The organism is Streptomyces sp. NPDC041940 (genome assembly GCF_055589465.1).
Genome location: NZ_JBVJBP010000020.1, coordinates 44,917 through 62,008 on the forward strand (window position 1 = coordinate 44,917; position 17,092 = coordinate 62,008).

General features: G+C 68.8%; 16 protein-coding genes. 9 read left to right on the forward strand and 7 right to left on the reverse strand.

Annotated features, from left to right (window positions below; genetic code table 11):
- A complete protein-coding gene (locus ACZ6I3_RS28805; RefSeq protein ID WP_469418514.1) occupies positions 1–720 on the reverse strand; it encodes a hypothetical protein in 720 nt (239 codons plus the stop codon).
- 418 nt (positions 721–1,138) lie between these two features.
- Between ACZ6I3_RS28805 and ACZ6I3_RS28810 the strand changes: the two genes are divergently transcribed.
- Positions 1,139–1,894, forward strand: a complete 756-nt coding sequence (locus tag ACZ6I3_RS28810; protein WP_469418515.1) for a hypothetical protein — start codon at positions 1,139–1,141, stop codon at positions 1,892–1,894.
- Positions 1,895–1,908: 14 nt separating this feature from the next.
- Here the strand turns inward: ACZ6I3_RS28810 and ACZ6I3_RS28815 are convergent, their stop codons facing one another.
- Positions 1,909–2,346, reverse strand: a complete 438-nt coding sequence (locus ACZ6I3_RS28815) for an SMI1/KNR4 family protein (protein WP_469418517.1) — start codon at positions 2,344–2,346, stop codon at positions 1,909–1,911.
- Between the two features lie 204 nt (positions 2,347–2,550).
- Here ACZ6I3_RS28815 and ACZ6I3_RS28820 point away from each other — a divergent pair, with 204 nt between their 5' ends.
- From ACZ6I3_RS28820 to ACZ6I3_RS28830, 3 genes are read left to right on the forward strand one after another with little or no spacing between them, the layout of a single operon-like run.
- Positions 2,551–4,569: a hypothetical protein gene (locus tag ACZ6I3_RS28820; protein WP_469418518.1), complete on the forward strand. Its 2,019-nt coding sequence runs from the start codon at positions 2,551–2,553 to the stop codon at positions 4,567–4,569.
- On the forward strand, positions 4,559–5,824 hold the full coding sequence (locus ACZ6I3_RS28825) for a PIN domain-containing protein (RefSeq protein ID WP_469418520.1): 1,266 nt from the start codon (positions 4,559–4,561) through the stop codon (positions 5,822–5,824). Before ACZ6I3_RS28820 ends, ACZ6I3_RS28825 begins: the two co-directional genes overlap by 11 nt.
- Before the next feature lie 31 nt (positions 5,825–5,855).
- Complete coding sequence (locus tag ACZ6I3_RS28830) at positions 5,856–7,052, forward strand: acyl-CoA dehydrogenase family protein (RefSeq protein WP_469418522.1); 1,197 nt, start codon at positions 5,856–5,858, stop codon at positions 7,050–7,052.
- On the opposite strand, the gene ACZ6I3_RS28835 is transcribed toward ACZ6I3_RS28830, so the two are convergent.
- On the reverse strand, positions 7,049–8,296 hold the full coding sequence (locus ACZ6I3_RS28835; protein ID WP_469418523.1) for an LCP family protein: 1,248 nt from the start codon (positions 8,294–8,296) through the stop codon (positions 7,049–7,051). The genes ACZ6I3_RS28830 and ACZ6I3_RS28835 overlap by 4 nt on opposite strands.
- A gap of 52 nt (positions 8,297–8,348) precedes the next feature.
- On the reverse strand, positions 8,349–10,274 hold the full coding sequence (locus tag ACZ6I3_RS28840; protein WP_469418525.1) for a glycosyltransferase: 1,926 nt from the start codon (positions 10,272–10,274) through the stop codon (positions 8,349–8,351).
- 400 nt (positions 10,275–10,674) lie between these two features.
- On the opposite strand from ACZ6I3_RS28840, the gene ACZ6I3_RS28845 reads away from it, so the two are divergent.
- The 5 genes from ACZ6I3_RS28845 to ACZ6I3_RS28865 all read left to right on the forward strand — a co-directional run bounded on the left by ACZ6I3_RS28845 (position 10,675) and on the right by ACZ6I3_RS28865 (position 14,773).
- The gene (locus ACZ6I3_RS28845; RefSeq protein ID WP_469418527.1) at positions 10,675–11,493 is read left to right on the forward strand and encodes a hypothetical protein; all 819 of its coding nucleotides are present in this window, start codon (positions 10,675–10,677) and stop codon (positions 11,491–11,493) included.
- Positions 11,494–11,788: 295 nt separating this feature from the next.
- Complete coding sequence (locus ACZ6I3_RS28850) at positions 11,789–12,445, forward strand: hypothetical protein (RefSeq protein WP_469418528.1); 657 nt, start codon at positions 11,789–11,791, stop codon at positions 12,443–12,445.
- A gap of 194 nt (positions 12,446–12,639) precedes the next feature.
- Positions 12,640–13,464 (forward strand): hypothetical protein, encoded by an 825-nt coding sequence (locus ACZ6I3_RS28855; RefSeq protein ID WP_469418530.1) that lies wholly within the window; start codon positions 12,640–12,642, stop codon positions 13,462–13,464.
- Positions 13,465–13,756: 292 nt separating this feature from the next.
- Positions 13,757–14,047 carry a transposase gene (locus tag ACZ6I3_RS28860; RefSeq protein WP_469418685.1) on the forward strand — a complete coding sequence of 97 codons (291 nt, stop codon included), beginning with the start codon at positions 13,757–13,759 and terminating at the stop codon, positions 14,045–14,047.
- 486 nt (positions 14,048–14,533) lie between these two features.
- Entirely contained in the window at positions 14,534–14,773 is a 240-nt protein-coding gene (locus tag ACZ6I3_RS28865) for an integrase core domain-containing protein (RefSeq protein ID WP_469418687.1), read from the forward strand.
- A 579-nt stretch (positions 14,774–15,352) separates the two neighbouring features.
- Here ACZ6I3_RS28865 and ACZ6I3_RS28870 read toward each other — a convergent pair.
- The 3 genes from ACZ6I3_RS28870 to ACZ6I3_RS28880 all read right to left on the reverse strand — a co-directional run bounded on the left by ACZ6I3_RS28870 (position 15,353) and on the right by ACZ6I3_RS28880 (position 17,092).
- Entirely contained in the window at positions 15,353–15,619 is a 267-nt protein-coding gene (locus ACZ6I3_RS28870; protein ID WP_469418531.1) for a hypothetical protein, read from the reverse strand.
- Entirely contained in the window at positions 15,616–16,485 is an 870-nt protein-coding gene (locus ACZ6I3_RS28875; protein ID WP_469418532.1) for a hypothetical protein, read from the reverse strand. The genes ACZ6I3_RS28870 and ACZ6I3_RS28875 overlap by 4 nt, the downstream gene beginning before the upstream one ends.
- Before the next feature lie 103 nt (positions 16,486–16,588).
- On the reverse strand, positions 16,589–17,092 hold the full coding sequence (locus tag ACZ6I3_RS28880) for an RDD family protein (protein WP_469418533.1): 504 nt from the start codon (positions 17,090–17,092) through the stop codon (positions 16,589–16,591).

The following is a 17,092-nucleotide window of genomic DNA, read 5'->3' on the forward strand; positions in this document are numbered from 1 at the left end:
CTAGTTGCCGGGGACGTGCACGATGGCGACCTGGTTCGCGGCCGCCGCGGAGGCGAGCGCGGCCGCGTCGTCCTCGTCGACCAGGACCGTGATCGAGAGGTTTCCGGTGCTCACGGTGGCGTCGTCGTCCTCCGCGACATTGCTCACACGCGCGTTGTCGACGATGGCGCCGGAGGAGGAGGTGCCGCTCGAGCCGGTCCTGTCGTCGGCGCTGTTCGAGGGGGTTCCGCTGGTGCTGACCCGGTAGGCGGCGACGGTGTCACCGCCCTTGATGTCGGACGGGTACTGGCCCTCCTTGAGGGCGAGACCGACGGAGGCCTTGCCTGCGGGCAGGCTCGCCGTCTTGCCGAACATCTGGCCCATCACGACCGTGTCGGGGTAGATCGTCGTCTTGGCCTTGAGGGTCTTCAGCGTGGTCAGCTGGTCCCACGTGACGTAGTTGATGCTGTCGTCGGCGGCGACCATCACCGAGGTGACGTTGGTACCGACGGACTCCCCGGCCTGGATCTCCTTCGTCACCTTGACGACCTCGACCCGGTCACCGGCTTGCAGCACGAGCATCGTCGCGCCCAGCGCACCCACCAGGATGAGCAGCACCGCGAGCGCGGCCAGTGCCGGTTTGCGCTCGCGAGGTGGTGTGGGAAGGCGGTCGCCGACCGACGGCTGAGCCGGAGAGGCGGAACGGCCCGCGCCCGCCCCCGTACGCTCTTGGATCTTCACGCAACCGCTCCCCGTACACCCAAGATGATGTCTGTCAATTTGGCTTCAAAATCGGACACTTCACCCGCGCCTGCCCCGCACGGAATCTGCGGAACGGGCCGGACGCACCCGCCCTGCCTGGGCGAATAGCCAGCACTGGGGGTGAGTGTCAAGCCATCGCACCGTATCAGCCGCACATAAGCCCCTCAAGGCGCGTCCTACGTCCTGAACCTCACGGCACGCACCGTTATCCATCTGCAACTTCGGGCCTGGACAAACCCGTTGAGGGCGGCACACCGACAGGCCGTTCACGGTGCGGCTCCCTGTGCGGCAGCGAATCCGCCCCGGAGTGACGGACGCACGGCAACCATCCCTTTCGTCACGCCTCGGCCATGATGCCCACACGATTCACTCACGTAGGGCGGGAATTCGCCGTGCCATGATCTTCGGTCTGCCCCCCAACGAGGAGTCCTCCATGAAGCGGGCCGCGCTCGCCGCCTCCGCCCTGTCCCTGCTCTCCCTCGCCACGCTGACGGCGTGCGGCGGCGACGCCGACTCGGATTCGGCGACCGCTGAGCCCAGACCCACCGCGTCCCGGGCGAAGCAGGTGACTCCGGCCGAGCGGCTGGCGAAGCTCATGGTCACGAAGAAGGACGTGCCGGGGCTCTCCGTGAAGCCCGCCTCCAAGGAGGACGACGAGTACGCCTTCGCCCAGACCCCGGAGGACGTCACGGTCGACAAGCCGGCCTGCGCACCACTGGTCCACGCGATGAACCAGCTGCCCCTCGGCGAGCCTCAGGGCGACCTGACCCGCTCCGTCCTGGAGGGCAGCCAGTTCACGTACATCACGCTCACGACGTACGCGCCCGGCAAGGCCGAGTCCGCCTTCGCCGGGCTGGCCAAGGGCGTCGACTCGTGCGGCGGTGGCTTCACGGCGAAGGCGAAGGACACGGCTGCGTACGACTCCGTCACCAGCGAGAAGCCGGTGGCCGAGGGTGGTGACGAGTCACTGGCCTTCCGCTCCACGACGACCTTCAAGGGCATCACCCACACCATGCACGCCCAGGCCGTCCGCAAGGGCGACGTCCTCGCCGTCTACTTCTCCGTCGACGGCATGGCCATGGTCCAGGACAGGCCGGGCGACGCGAAGCTCCCGGCGGCGGTGGTGAAGGCGCAGAACGCGAAGCTGGGCTGAAGGGCCGGGTTCCGCTACCGGTACCAGTCCTCCCCGTCGCTTCCCAACGCCTCGCGCAGATAGCTGCCCAGGTCGGGCGCCACGAGGCTGCGTTCATCGGTCTCGTGGTCCCGGACATGAACGCCGCAGGCATCGGTGCCGGGGGCCCGTACGAAGGCGAACTGGTCTCCCCCGCCGTTGTCACCGAAGAACAGCAACGGGTCGAAGGGGCGGTAAAGGGGACGCAGTTCGGGTCGGGTGCGGAAGGCGAGGTTGTCGTCCAGGATGCGGTCGGCGGGCCAGACGATGTCCTCGCCGTAGGGGCCCTCGATCCCGTCGGCCTCCAGGAGGAGAGAGCGGAGGGCGGGTGGCAGGGGTCGATCCAGGGTCGTCTCGACGGCGTGGAGGGCGGCGGGGGAGGCGGGAGGGCGCCAGGGGCTCGTCACCAAGTCTTCGAACGACTCGCGCCACATACCGCCCTCACTCCCTGTCGCGCCAAGCCCGGCAAAGCGCCACCCATCCTTGCACCGGCCGGTGTTGACCCCTCCGGATCAGCCCCGCCGGGGACCAGGCGACCTGTAGCACTAGCGAACCCCCAAGTAGAGTGCCGCCCGGACAGCGATCGGAACGCGGGGGGCATACCGGTGAGAGCAGCCGTGACAAACAGGGCATACGCAGTGCAAATACCGGTGTGGAGCAGTGACCGGTTCCGTTTCCTCCGGGTGCTGCTCACCCTCTGCGCCGTAGCGGGTGTCTTCGCAACCGCCACCCCGGCCCGGGCCGCGGAGGCCGCGCCCGTCACCCAGGCCGCCTACCTCGCCGACCGCCTCCGCGAGAACCCCGTCCACGTCACCGACCAACTCCCCCGCGAGGTCCCGCGGTCCACCGCCCCCGGCTTCGCCAGGCTCGCGAAGAAGACCGGCGTGCCGACGTACGTCCTGGTCCTGCCCATGCAGAGCAGCACGGACGGCAAGCAGCTGCTCGGCGCGGTGCACGACCGGCTCGGGCGGGACGGGCTGTACGTCCTGTTCGAGGGGGAGGGCCTCGCGGAGGCCACGGCCTACGGCGTCCGCGTGCCCGCCGATGCCGCCATCACCGCCACACGGTACGAACTCCCCTACGACGCGGGCCCGTTGCGCAGCTTCGAGCGGTTCGCCGATGTCATCGCCCTGGGCGGCGACAAGGCCGGCGCCCGTGCCGAGGCGGCTCGCGAGAAGTACCAGGACGACGAGCCCGCCGACCTGTACATCGGGCCCTCCGACCGCAACAACCAGTCGTTCCTCACGGGCATCCTGCTGACCGGCGTACCGCTGATGATCGTGCTGACGGCCTGGTACGCGCGGCGCCACCGCCGGCGTTCCGGAGCCGAGCGGCGCGTCCCTCGGTGGTTCGTGCCCGGCGCGGCCGCCCTCACCGCCGCGACGATCGCCCTCGCCGCTCCCGTCGTCTTCGACCAGACCAGGTCGAGCGCTGCCCAGCCACCCACCCCCGCCGAAATGTCCGCCCGGGTCGAACGCGTCGCGGCAGGCCTGAAGCAGGACGCCGTCTACGCCGACCCGGAGAGCCCGAGGGTTCTCGACTCCCGCCAAATGGACCGGCTGCACGACAGGATCCGCGACTTCCGGCGCTCCGACGGCGGCGGCCCGGTGTACGTCTCCCTCGTGCCGCAGACGCCCGAGAGCGAGTCGGCGGGCGATTCGTGGCTGTTCGCCGCGGCCGTGCACGCCAAGGCGCGCCAGGACGGGCTGTACGTCGTGGCCGACCCGGACGACGGCACGATCGACGTCTACAACTACGGCCTGCGCATCGACGCCGACAGCCTGTCCTTCGACCTGCCGGACGCGGTCACGCTCGGCGACAGCAGGGCGGACGAGGCCGACGACCATCTCCTCGGCGAGCGCCTCGACAAGCTCATGACCTTCGTCGACCAGGCCCCGCGCACGGACCGTCCGGGATTCGAATCCACGCCGGCCGCCGCCCCGAACGCCGACCAGGAGTACGCCCTCCCGCCCCTGTTCGCCACCGACTTCTGGCCCGGCCTGTTCGTGGGCGCTTTCGCGGCACTCCTGCTGTCCGGGGTGGTGGCCGGACTGACGTGGGGTGTCGGCGGCCTGCTGCGGTGGCGCTCTCCCGCGCCCGAGCCGACCCACGGCCTGCCCCTCACGGCCCCGACCGAGCCGTCGGCGTCCTACCTCCGGCGTACCGCGTACGCGGAACTCACCACTCTGACAAGGGAGTTCACCGGCCGTGACGAGCGCGCCGGCGCCTGGGACCACCTCGACGCGGCGCTGCTCCTCGTCGACGGCGACCCCGACCGCGCCCGGAGATCCGGGACGGACCCCGCGACCCTGGTCGCCGTCATCGTGCTCGCCCGGGCGGGCCGTGCCGCGCTCACCGGCGACCGGAACGACCTGTGCTGTGGCGTCAACCCCCTGCACGGGCCCGGCGTGCGCCTCTCCCACATGCGGGTCTCCGCCGAGGGCACCGGCCGGCGCCTGCTTCCCGTCTGCGCGCTGTGCCGCGACTCGGCCATCGCGGATCCGCTCGGGATGCCGGACCAGTTGATGAGGCTGCCCGCCCCTTCGGGCAGCGGCCGCCTGCCGTACTACGACGCGACCGACGGCCCGCTGACCGCCGTACCCAAGGGAATCACCCGTCTCATCGAGAAGGTGAGGGAGACCGCAGGTGTCCACTGACGTCAAGCGCCTGACCACCGTCCTCGCGGTCCTGCTGCTGACCGCGCTCACCACCGCGTCCGCCGCCCGGGCAGCGGACGGCGAAGCCCCGAGCGCCGGGCAGCGCATCGCGAGCGCGTTGCGCACCTCTCCCGTCTACGTCGACGAGGCGTACGCCGATGCCGTACCACCCTCCCGGCAGCGGGAGCTGGAGCGGCAGATCCGCCGGACGGGCCTGCCGATCAAAGTCGTACTCATGCCTCTCACCAGGGGCGACAACTTCGACGGCGACTCCGACGTCCTGGCCGGGATGGTCCGTGACCGGCTCCCGGACCAGCGCGAGCTCATCCTCATCACGACGGACGGCGACTTCCCCGACTCCCTGACGGGCGACGAGTGGCCCGCCGACACCCACCAGGCCCGGGACGCCGTGTCCGCCGCCGGCTTCCTGGACGAGACACGGGACGCGGGGCTCGCCGACCTCACCGCCAAGGCCGTGGAGCTGGTGGCGGAGGGGAAGGGCACGCAGCGGTACGCGGAGGCGATGAAGGACCTGGACGACGACTCGCAACGACGGGAGGAGCAGGCCGAGGAACGGGCAGCGGAGCGGGCCGAGTCCGCTTCGGGCGGCCGCCTCTGGTGGCTGCTCGTCGGCGTACCGGTACTGACCCTGACCGCCCTCGCGACCCGCGCCGCGGTCCGTTCCCGCAAGCCCGCCCCGGCCGCCCCCGCGATTCCCCAACTGGTGTTCGCGACGGCCCGCGCGGCCGACGAGGCGGAGCTGCGGCGCCGGGCGGAGGCGGAGGTCCTGGCGCTCGGCGAGGCCACCCAGGCCGCCGACCTGGCCTCGACGCCGGGTCTCCAGCACGCCCTCGACGCGTACGCCGCCGCCGGCACGGTCCTCGACGAGGCCAGCGGCCTGCCGGACCTGGCAGGCGTCCTGGCCCTGGTCCAAGAGGGCCGCGATGCCCTGGCCGGCGACGACGCGGCCCTCCCCCGCTGCTTCTTCCACCCCCTGCACGGCCGCGCCGCCCTCCGCACCGGCTGGCGTGCGCTCGGCCGCCGGGACCGGCTGGACGTGGCGGTGTGCCAGGAGTGCGCGGACGCGCTGCGGGACCGCCGCGCCCCGGAGGTGCTCACCGACACGGACGAGGACGGCCGTACGGTCCCCTACTTCGAGCTGCCGGCCGAGCGGAGCGTGTGGGCCGCGACGGGGTACGGCTCGTTGAAGGCGCCGTTGGCCGGGTTCAACTCCCGGAGGATCAGGTCCCGTTGACACCGGGCCGGGGGCAGGTCACGGTGCAGCCATGACTTCGGGCACGCGAGACACCGTTCTGCCTGTACCTCCCACCGACACCGGCCTGGTCGAGCGCGTCCGCGAACTCGCCCCTCTCGTGCGCGGGCACGCCCTGCGGACCGAGCGGGAGCGGCGGGTAACGCGGGAGGTCGTGGAGGCGCTGACCGGTACCGGGATCCAGCGGATGAACGTGCCCCGGCGGTACGGCGGTTACCAGAGCAGTCTGCGCACCCAGGTCGACGCGCTGGCGGAGCTGTCCGCCGCGTGCGGTTCGGCCGGCTTCATGACGCTGATCCAGGCCGGTTGCGCGTACGTCGCCGCGCTCTTCCCGGACGAGGCGCAGGACGAGATCTTCACCAGCCCCGACGTGCGCGTCGGCGGCAGCCTGATCCCGAGCGCGACGGCGGTCCCGACGGGCGACGGCGGCTATGTGGTCAACGGGACCTCGCCCTTCGCCACCGGCTGCCGGGACGCCGACTGGCATCTGCTGACCGCCCGGATCGAGGGGCGGCCCGAGACGGTGTGGACGGCCGTGCCCGTGGCCGACCTGGAGATCCTCGACGACTGGCGGGTGTCGGGGCTCGCGGGCAGTGGCAGCAACAGTGTCGTGGCGCGCGATGTCGTCGTACCGGCTCACCGCGTGCTGCCGGTCGCCCCGCTGCTCGGCGGGGAGTTCGCGTCGAAGGCCAACGCCGACGACCCGTTCTACCGGGTGCCGGTGCTGCTGATGTTCTGCGTCTGGGCGACGCCGAACGCCCTCGGCCTCGCCCGCTCGGCACTGGCGGAGTTCCGCGAGCGGATCCACCGGCGGGGCATCACGTACACCTTCTACGAGCGGCAGCACGAGGCCCCCGTCACCCATCTGCAGACGGCCGAGGCGGCGTTGAAGATCTCCTGCGCCGAGCATCTGACCGACGAGATCGTCACGCTGCTCGGGGAGCGGGCGGCGAGCGGGGAGCCGTACACGACCGAGGAACGGGCCGGGGTCCGGGCGCGCAGCGGCTATGTGGCGCGGCTCTGCCTGGAGGCCGCCGACCTGCTGGGCTCGGCCTCGGGCGCCTCCTCCCTCCACGAGGAGGTGCCGATCCAGCGGACCGTGCGCGATCTGCGGGCCCTGAACCTGCACGCGTTCGTCCATCCGGCGACCAACCTGGAGCTGTACGGCAGGGTGCTGGCGGGGCTGGAGCCGGGCACACCCTTCGTCTAGCCGCCGCTGCCTGATGTGCCGGGCGGCCGGTCCTCCCGTATCGCCGCGAACAGGGCGCGGGCCCGCCGGTCGTCCCACTTCACCGCACTGCCCTTGGAGGTCCGCAGGTCCGGGTCGGCCACGGGCACGTTGAGCCGGCTGCCGCCGCCGGCCGTGGCCTTCTTCATGCCCTCGAACAGCTTCATGAGGTCGGGCAGTTCCGTGCCCTCGTCCACGATGAGCGTCTCGAGGCCGGCGTTCAGGGTCGGGAGGGACTTGGACGGGTCGGCGAGGGTGGACGGGGTCGCCGCCTTGTCGGCCAGGGCGGCGAGGAACTTCTGCTGGTTGCGGGTACGCCCCAGGTCGCCCTGGGCCTCCTGCTTGCGCTGCCGTACGAAGGCCAGGGCCTCGGAGCCGTCGAGGGTCTGGCAGCCGGCCTGCAGGTCGGCTCCGGAGTCCTTGTCCCGTACGGCCTTGTCCAGGCACATGTCCACGCCGCCGACCGCGTCCACCACGCCCACGAAGCCGGCGAAGCCGATCTCCGCGTAGTGGTCGATGTGCACGCCGGTGTTGCGTTCCACGGTCTGCACGAGCAGGTCGGGGCCGCCCAGCGAGAACGCCGCGTTCAGTTTGTTCGGCGTGGCCCGGTAGCTCCTGCCGGTGCCGGGATCGACGTAGGGCGGGAGGGTCACCCAGGAGTCGCGCGGCAGGCTGAGCATCGTGGTGCCGTTCTCCCCGGTGTGCAGCAGGATCACCGAGTCGGTACGGCGGCCGTCGGTCGAGCCTGTGTTGAGGTCCTTCCTGTCCTTCTCCGACAGGCCGTCGCGGCTGTCGGAGCCCACGACCAGGTAGTTGGTGCCCTCGCCGCGCGGCACCCGGTCGCTGAGCGTCGCGAGGTCGACCTGCTGGTTGAGCCGGGTGTCGGCCCAGACGTACGTACCGGCGCCGGCGAGCGTCAGGACGGTGGACAGGACGGCGGCCGTGCGCACGAAGCGGCGGCCGCGTCCGGCCCGGCGGCGGGGGGTTCTGCTGCCGTCTCTTCGCTCTCGTGGCCCCCTCCGGCCCTGCTCGCTCCTTCGGCCACCCTCCTCGACGCCGCTGTCGTAGCGGCCGGGCGCGGCCTGCGAGGACATGCCGGGCAAGGGGGCGGTACGGATCGAGGGCGGGGGCACCAGGGGGGACGCGGACGGGACCCTTCTCGGATCCCGCCCGGCCCGCTGGTCTCCCGCCCGCTGGTCTCCCGCAGGGTCGGTCCAGTCGCTCATCGGCCCATTCCGCTGCTTCACCTCGGCGATGCTGTGGGGGGATGCTGTCGGTTCAACGCATAGGCACGCTCTTATACGGAACCGGCCCACCGATCTGTTCAGCGGCCGTACCGGAGCGCTGCATCCGCTGCCACCGCAGCCGGCTCCCGACCAGCAACGCCACCAGCGACTGGATGACGACGAGATACATCAACTGCCGGTAGACGACGATCTGGAACGGCATCGACCACAGGGCGCGCACCGGCTCCCCGTCGAGTCTCAGCGCGTATCCCGAGCAGACGACCTGCACGCCGAAGAAGACGAACCACACCCCGGCCGACTCCACCGGATCGCGGAACAGCACGCCGTACACGGCGTAGACGTCGATGACGGGCGCGAGCAGCGGCAGCGCGACCTGGAAGAGCGCGAGATAGGTCAGCCCGCGCCGCCCGAACCGCCCTGCGGTCCCGCGGCCGAAGAAGGCCCCCCGATGCTTCCACATCGCCTGCAGCGTGCCGTAGCACCACCGGTACCGCTGCCGCCACAACTGCCTGACGGTGGTGGGTACTTCGGTCCAGGCGACGGCGGACTCCTCGTACAGCACCCGCCACCCGGCCCGCCACAGGGCCATCGTCAGATCGGTGTCCTCGGCGAGGGTGTCCTCGCTGACCCCGCCGACGCCGATCACCGCGTCCCGGCGGAACGCCCCGATGGCGCCGGGCACGGTCGGCATGCACTCCAGCACCTCGAACATGCGCCGGTCGAGGTTGAAGCCGAAGACGTACTCCAGGTGCTGCCATCGGCCCAGCAGGGTGCGCCGGTTGCCGACCTTGGTGTTGCCGCTGACGGCACCCACGGCGGGATGCGCGAGCGGCTGGACGATCCGCTCGATGGCGTCGGGCTCGAAGACGGTGTCGGCGTCGACCATCACGACGATGTCGTACCGGGCGTACGCGAGCCCGGTGTTGAGGGCGGCGGCCTTGCCCGAGTTCGGCTGCCGCACCACCTCCACCCGCGCGTCCCCCATGTTCTCGGCGATATCGGCGGTCCGGTCACTCGACCCGTCATCGATGACGATGATCTGCAGCTCCCGATGGCTGGAGTCGAGCAGCGACCGCAGGGTCGACCCGATCCCGGCCTCCTCGTTGTACGCCGGGACGAGCACGGTCACCGGCCCGGACGTGTCGCGCATCCAGGGCGCCCCGGTCCGGAACCGCTCCAGCCGGCGCACATGCGCCCGCGCGAACAGGGCCAGCAGCAAGAGCCGCAGCACCCCGAGTCCACCGGCGACGCCGAGGATCCAGATCATGGCGGTGGAGAAGACCTGCCCGATCCGCGTGATCCAGATCAGTCCCTGCCCCAGCGAGCGCTCCAGGAGGGACGGGGAGGTGTAGGGCACCAGCCCGAGCCCGTCGGACACGGTGGTGAACCGGTCGACACCCCGGTTCTTCAGCAGCCTGCGCACCTCCGCGTAGGCGCTCTCCGTCTGGCTCAACTGCCGGACGATCCCCTGCGCCGGCTTGCGCGAGCCCTTGTCGGCGGCGACGAGCACGTACCCGTACCCGGTGGCCTTGCGCGCCGCGTCCCACTCCCGACCGCAGAGTGTGTCGGGTGTGGTGGTCCGCGGCATCCGCAGCAGGTTGGTCCGCTGCCCGGTGGTCCCGGCCAGAGCGCTCTGGGTCATCTCGAGTTCGGCCTCGAAACGGGGCGCCGACGACTCCCCCAGCACGGCCCCGGTGTACGTGTTGGACCCGATCTCATGCCCCTCGGCCCGGATCCGCCGCACCAGTTCGGGATGCCGGGCGGCCTGGGCGCCGTGCACGAAGAAGGTGGCCCGCGCGTTGTTCCTGCGGAGCAGATCCAGCAGCCGCGGGGTCCACACGGGGTCCGGCCCCCCGTCGAAGGTGAGCGCGACGGTCCGGGCGGGCATCCCCCCGGTCCGAATCCCGTCCCGGTTGATCCCGATCACGGGCCCGCCGCGGGCAACGGCATCCGGCACCGGCGAGGTGCACGCCGACCGCGTCTTGGCGGCGTCGACCTCGTGCTGAGTCCAGCCCTCGAAGATCAGGAAGGCGAAGACGAGGGGGAGGGTGAGGGCGAGGAGCAGCCAGTGGGCTCGGGGGTCGCGGGACTGTTTGTGACGGGCGCGGGGTTTCGAGGTGGCCTTGGCGGGGGGTTTGGACCTGGAGGGGCTCAGGGTGCGTCACCGCCCCCGGGCGCGGACCACACCCCGCTTCCCACGATCCGTCTTCTCCCGCACCTCACGCCAGGGAGCCTTCCGCACGAAAGGGGGGCCGACTTCGCTTGCATGCTGCGGGAGTTACGCATGGGGCGCGAGTGTAGTTTCGGAGTGGGTGGCGTATGGGGGGAACGGGGAGCTTCACAGGAGACGGCCAGGGATGAACTCGGCGACGGGCACGGGCAGAGTCCGGAGGACGCAGGGAGCCAAGGCCGCACGGATCTCGGCAGGCACGACAGCGGCGGTCGCCTCCCTGCTCCTGGCCCTGCTGCTGCCCACACCGCCGGAACTCCGCGATGCGATCCGGGCCGAGAGCCGCGCCTCCGACGCTTTCATCTTCGCCTGGGCCCTGATCGCACTCCCCGTGGCAGGTCTGTTCCACACTCCCCTGGCACTGGCCCGACGCGCCCGGATCGGCACGGGCTGGGCGCTGATCGCCGGCTACGGGCTGTACGTCGCGCTGATGGCGGCGCTGGCGTGGCAGGTACAGGGCTTCTTCCCGGCTTCGGACGCCCCGGGCAAGAACGGCGGCCTGTTCGGTGCGGCGATCCTGCTGGTGCTCGGCGTGCCGCTGTTCGCCGTCGGCTCGGGAGGGGTGTTCCGCGAGCCACGGAGCGAAGGCGAGGGCGCCCTCGCCACCCAGGTCCGAGACCAGCTCACAGCGGTCACCGTGCTCTGTTGCACCTTCATCGGCCTGGTGGCAGGCCTGGCAAGCGGCTACGCCTTCGACTTCCCCCGCGACGGCTTCCCGGCAGTGTTCCTCCCGGGCGGCGCGCTCTGGGGCCTCCTGGCGGGCGCCGCCGTCGGCAACCTCCTCGGCGCGCTGATCCCGCGCCCCGCGGACAGCCGCCAGTGGACGGTGGCCCTGATCGGCCTTCCGGCCCCGTTCGTCCTGTTCGTCATGGCCGGCCGTGATGAGCGGCTGGGCCGGTGGGTCGAGTACCGGCAGGTCGAGGTGCCGAACGGCGCGCTGTACTGAGCGCAGCGCACGCATCCACTCACACGGGGGCGTACTCCCTGTCCCACCGGCTCGCCCAAGGTGCGGGACACCGCACTAGCGAATCGAGACACCTCACGACCATGACCCGGAAGCCGCACACTGCCGCATCCGGGGCTGCCCCCTGGTTGGGCACGATCAGGACACAACCGGCCCACGAGAGCCCTGATGCACCCGGATTTGCCCCTGTTCTCGTTGAGGTCCGCTCTGGTGAAACCGGGAACCTCACCGATACCGTCAGTGCTTTGACTGAACTTCTGTCTCACGGGGAGCCACTGTGAAGCGCCGCCCATTGCCCGTTGCTGCCGCACTGGCGGCAACGGCAGCACTGCTGTTGACGGCCTGCGGAAGCGGGGACAACAGCTCGAAGAGCAACGACAAGATCGCAGGCGTCGATGCGGGCGACGCGGCGAAGCCGACTTCACCAAGCGCCAGCGCATCCGGCCCCACCGACAGGCCCAAGATCACGTTTCCCAAAGGCGTGGAGAACAAGTTCGAGAGCTGGAAGACGGGTGATCCGACCGAGGATGCGGTGCTGTCCGACGTAACGCAGACGGTGAACGCGGTGGACGATGCGATCCTACGTGGTGACACGAACTCGGCGACACTCGCGTACTACCGCCAGGGCAAAGCGCTCGTGAGCGCGCAGAAGTGGGTCCAGGCCTGGCTGGACGAGGACCTTACCTGGACAGGCGTTACGCGCTACTTCAGCCCGAACGTCAAAGTCGCGGACAACGACACGGCCGCGGTCGTCTACTGCGCCGACGAAAGCAAGGCCCACAACACGAATCGCAAGACCGGAACGGTGGACAAGACGCCGTCCGACGAGAGTCCGTACGTCACGTACAGCACGCAGCTCAAGAAGAACAGCCAGGGGATCTGGCAAACCACAGAGGTGCTGTCAAAGAGAGGGGACAAGGCGTGCGCGCCGTGACCCGTGGCATAGCCACAGCAAGCGTTCTCATCGTGGCTCTCGGAATGACAGTCGGCACCGCAGAAGCAAAGGGCCCTGGCGCGTCCGAGGCCGAGGTCGACACCAGCGGCAAAAGCTCCGGCGGCGACCTCGTCTCCATGATCAGGTACACAAGCACCACCACCGGCGGTCAAGGCAGGGGCAACGTCACTCCTGTGAGCAACTGGACCCCACCCGCATGTTGGTACGAACCGCGCTCCGCGGCGGAGTTCTCCAAGTACGTCGAGAACATGTACGACGAGACAGTCAACACTCCGGGCCAGCACAGCTACGCCAAGGCTTCTGTCGGCATGTTCCGCAACGAATACAAGGACGGAAAGTACAAGAACTACAACCTCGACAAGAAGGACGAAGGGAACTGGTGGGTGGCCGTCCGCGACGAAGACCGCTGGACGGAGCCTGAGGCCCAGCTCTGTGACAAGCCGCCTTTCTGGGTCGAGAACGGTGCCGCCCCGCCCGTGGAGAACACGGTCAGTCCGCAAGTCCTCGCCGAACTCGCCTACAACCGCATCCAACTGCCGACGACCGAAGTAGACCTCGCCCCGGAGGCGACCACCAAGGTCAACCTCCCCACCTGGGCCTGGCTGGACAAAGCCAGGTTCAAGGAGGTCTCCGTCACCGCCGCGCTCAACGTGGGCGGCCTCGGCATCCAGGCCACTACCATCGCCAAGCCGGTCTCGCTCAAACTGGAGCCCGGCACACCCGACGCCGAGACCTACCCCGCCTCCGGCGAGTGCACGATCAATGACGACGGCTCCATCGGCGAGCCCTACGCCAAGGGCAAGGCCGACCGGAACCCGCCGTGCGGCATCAGGTACCTCCGCTCGTCCGGCAACGGCACCTTCAAGCTCCAGGCCACCGTTACCTGGGAGATCACCTGGACCGGCACGGGCAACCCCAACCCGACACAACTCCCCAACGGCACCTTCGGCAACGACCAGAACGTCACCGTCCAAGAAATCCAGGCCGTCAATCGATGAACCGCTTCGGGTCTGATGGAGGCTCGATTCCCTGAGAGGATCGAGTCATAGCACGTCCTTCCCCCGCTACCGTTTTCGTGGCGGCGCAATGGGCTTCCGGCCTTCCGGTCCGGCATGGCTTCCCCTCCTGTTGTTGATGATCCGAGGGGGGGCACCGGGGCCGGAAGCATCGACGGACCGCTGATGAGGGGCTTGAGTACCGGCTCCACCCGAGCTAAGAGCTCTCCGTAACGTGGATGTGGCAGCTCGATGCCCTGGCAAGGCCGGACGAAAGTGAGCCTTCCCCTTGATCGTGGACACCTGGAGACTGGGACATGAGGTTCCAAAAAGGAAGACAAGCCAGGTAGGAAGTAAGAGCAACCGCAGCAGGCGGTACACGGAGGAGTTCAAGCGGGACGCGGTCGCGCTCGTGCGCTCCTCCGGGAAGACCGTCACCGAGGTGACCCGTCAGATCGGGGTCAGTGCCGAGGGCCTGCGGAACTGGGTCAAGCAGGGGCACGATCGACCATGTACAGAGGGCGCCGGGAGCGCTGACGACGGCCGAACGCGAAGAGCTGTGCCGATTGCGGAGGTTGGCCGCTGAGCATGCGGAGACGATCGAGGTGCTGCGAAGAGTAGCGGTCTTCTTCGCGAAGGTGAGTGGAAGGTGGCCCGCTCCTCCTTCTGCGCGTGGCTGGCCAGTGAGGAAAACCGCCGATGACGCCCTGGCGCACGAGATCACCTGCTGCACCACGCCTCCCGCAGCGTTTACGGGGTGCCACGCATCTACGTCGGCTGCGTCGGCTCGGACATCGGGTGAAACGCAAACGGATCGAGCGCGTCATGCGCGAACGCGGCATCAGCGGTGTCACACAGCGCAAGCGCCGCATCCTGACCCGCCCGGCCAGAAGGGCGGTGCCCGCCCCGGACCTGCTCTGCCGCGACTTCTGCTCGGCGACATCACCTACATCACCACCGATGAGGGCTGGCTGTATCTGGCGACCTGGCTGGACCTCGCAACCCGCGAGATCGTCGGCTTCTCAATGGCCGACCACCACCGCGCCGGCCTGGTCATCTCGTCGAGGCTGGCATCGATGCTTCGATCGGCACCGTCGGTGACGCCCTGGACAACGCCCTCATGGAGTCCCAGATCGGCCTCTACGAGACGGAGTTAATCAAGCCCTGTCAACCCTGGCACGGCCTGGCCGACATCGAACTCGCCACAACTGAATGGGGCGACTGCTTCAACAACCAGCGCCTCCATACGGCTATCGGAGGCATCCCGCCCCGCGAGCACCAGACCAGCCACTGCGCTCCACTCCAGCCCTGACCGGCGGCTGGAGGCAACGTATAGAGCCTCCAACGACCCCGGAGCGGTTCAACGTCAGCAAGCACGCGGAATCTATGGGAGGTGCGGCTGAGAGTAGACGAGTACGGGAACTTGAGGTGCAAACGTGTCCACCGCAGCTTGGAGCCGTTCTGGGTCCAACCGCCAGAGGTTGATGGGGCGGCTAGCCAGGAACAGCTCGTAGTCCACATGGGGGGCCAACTTCTCGGCCCGTTCTCGACTGACGCCGCTGTTCATCCCAGGCAAAGCGGGCGCTCCGGGCTTCCGTTGCACTCCGATGTAGTTGATCCCGTTCCCAGCTGTGCGCTGATGCCACACCACCACGGATGTTATGTCGCTCCATGGAACGTGGGCGAGTTGGGCCTCGTAACGTGCAGGAGCACCCCCTAGCAGTACCCCTTCCCTGTCGACGCGGAAGGCAACCAGCTTCTTCCACTTCAATCCGCTGAGCAATTGGAAGGGCGTTCGGACAAAGTGCGCCTCGTAGACGTGTGAGTTCGCGTCGGTCATCAGGAACCTCATCAATGGCCGTGACGTGCAGGACGGGTTCGATAACACTACCTACTTCGCAGCACCAGTCTTTTTCTTGTCCTCTTCGTCCTGCACGCGCTGCAAGATCTTATTGTACTGCCCCCGTGCCGCGTCCAGGGCATCGTGGATCGCTTTCCGTCTGACGTTCCATTCCGAACGGAACTTGTCGGCAGCCGGGCCCTGCCAGGTCTCGGCGCCGGACGCCGCGTCCACCGCGTCCAGCGTCTTGTCGATCTCGTTCGCGAACCTTTTCAAGTTGTTGAGATCTTTCCTGCACTCTTCGACGCGATAGCTCACTTTCCCCACCCCGTGGACCATTTCTTAGGTGCGGCTGGCTGGCCGATCAACTTGATGATAAGTCCCTCAAGTGTGCGCTCGCTGATCGCCTGCGCGGTGATGCCGGTCGGCGCCTGCGGTGAGTCCACGTTGACCGCCCACACTTCGCAGTCGGTCGCGTACGTCGTGAGAAGCGGACCGGGTTCATCGGCGAGCACGATCAACTGGCTCACCACCAAAGCTCTATCAATCACGGAGGCCAGCTTCTTGTCCACCGTGTCGGCGGTCAGGGCCGACTGGTCGAGCTGCAGCACCTTTCCATCTCGGTCAGCCGTGCCGAAGGGGTCTACCAGCGCCTGGACGATCCTGGCGGCGTCGCGCGCCTTGCTGGCAAGCGTGAAGATGTGCATGCCGCCACTGGTGACTTGCTCAATCAGCAAGAGCTCGGGGGAATGCACGAAAACGAAGGCGGTCACGCTGCCACTGGACGTCTGCTGCTCGACGGCGAGCGCCCGTGCGGCCGTGCGCCGCAGCGTCAGCGCCATGCTGACCTCAGGTGTAACCCGCATGTCCACATCGGCGGTGGATTGCGAGTCGGTCCCCTCGGACCGCAGGACAGCGTCGAGTTCGGAGATGTTCGCGACCTCCACCGCACCCCGGGAGACCAGCGAGCGAAGTGCTGTTGCCAGAACCCACTCGCGCTGCTCTTCGGACAGCGTCATCAGATGCGGTGTCGGCGCTACGACGTCCTGGAGACCGCTGGGGTCCAGCACGGCAAGTTCCTCGTCCGTTAGCTTGATGAGTGGCTGAGTCCCCCCTTCTGCGAGTGCCTTGCCAACGAGTTCACGGAACTTTTCCAACTCGAGGTCGAGTTCGGGGTTTGCCATACCAAGTCCTTGAATCCTTTGATATTCTGCAGTCGATTCAGAAGTCGCCCGAGGGCTTAGAAACTAGAGTTTCGAGTGATTCTCGCGACTAAAGGTGAGGCCGTCAGGCCTGTCCGGACCGCATACCCGCGGTCTTCACGATGCGCACCCCAGCGAAATCAAGCGGGGGTGCATCGCTGCCGCCAAGGAAGAATCCGAGGGGCAGGATCGTGAGCCCGTACGCAATACCGCCGATCCATCGGACAAGGAGCTGCCAAAGCCGTGGCCGACCGCCGTCCGCCAGCCGGACCACACGCGTGCCAACGAGCATCTTGCCTACGCTGCAGCGGAATAGCAGGACCAACAATACTTGATTGAGCACCGAGACGCCGATTCCGGCGATGAAGATCCGCAGCCACAAATTCCCGCTGGCCATCGGGAGCGCCTCCGACGCCGGGACGCTCAGCACATACACCAGCCCGGAGATGCTCGCGCAGACAATCGCGAGCATTCCGTCAATGGCCGCCGCTCCGTAGCGACGCCCCATGGACGCAGGAGCTGGCACCAGAGCAGCGTTTCGGTTCAGGCGCTGACCCCGTGGCACACCGAACAAGTCCTTCGATTCCAC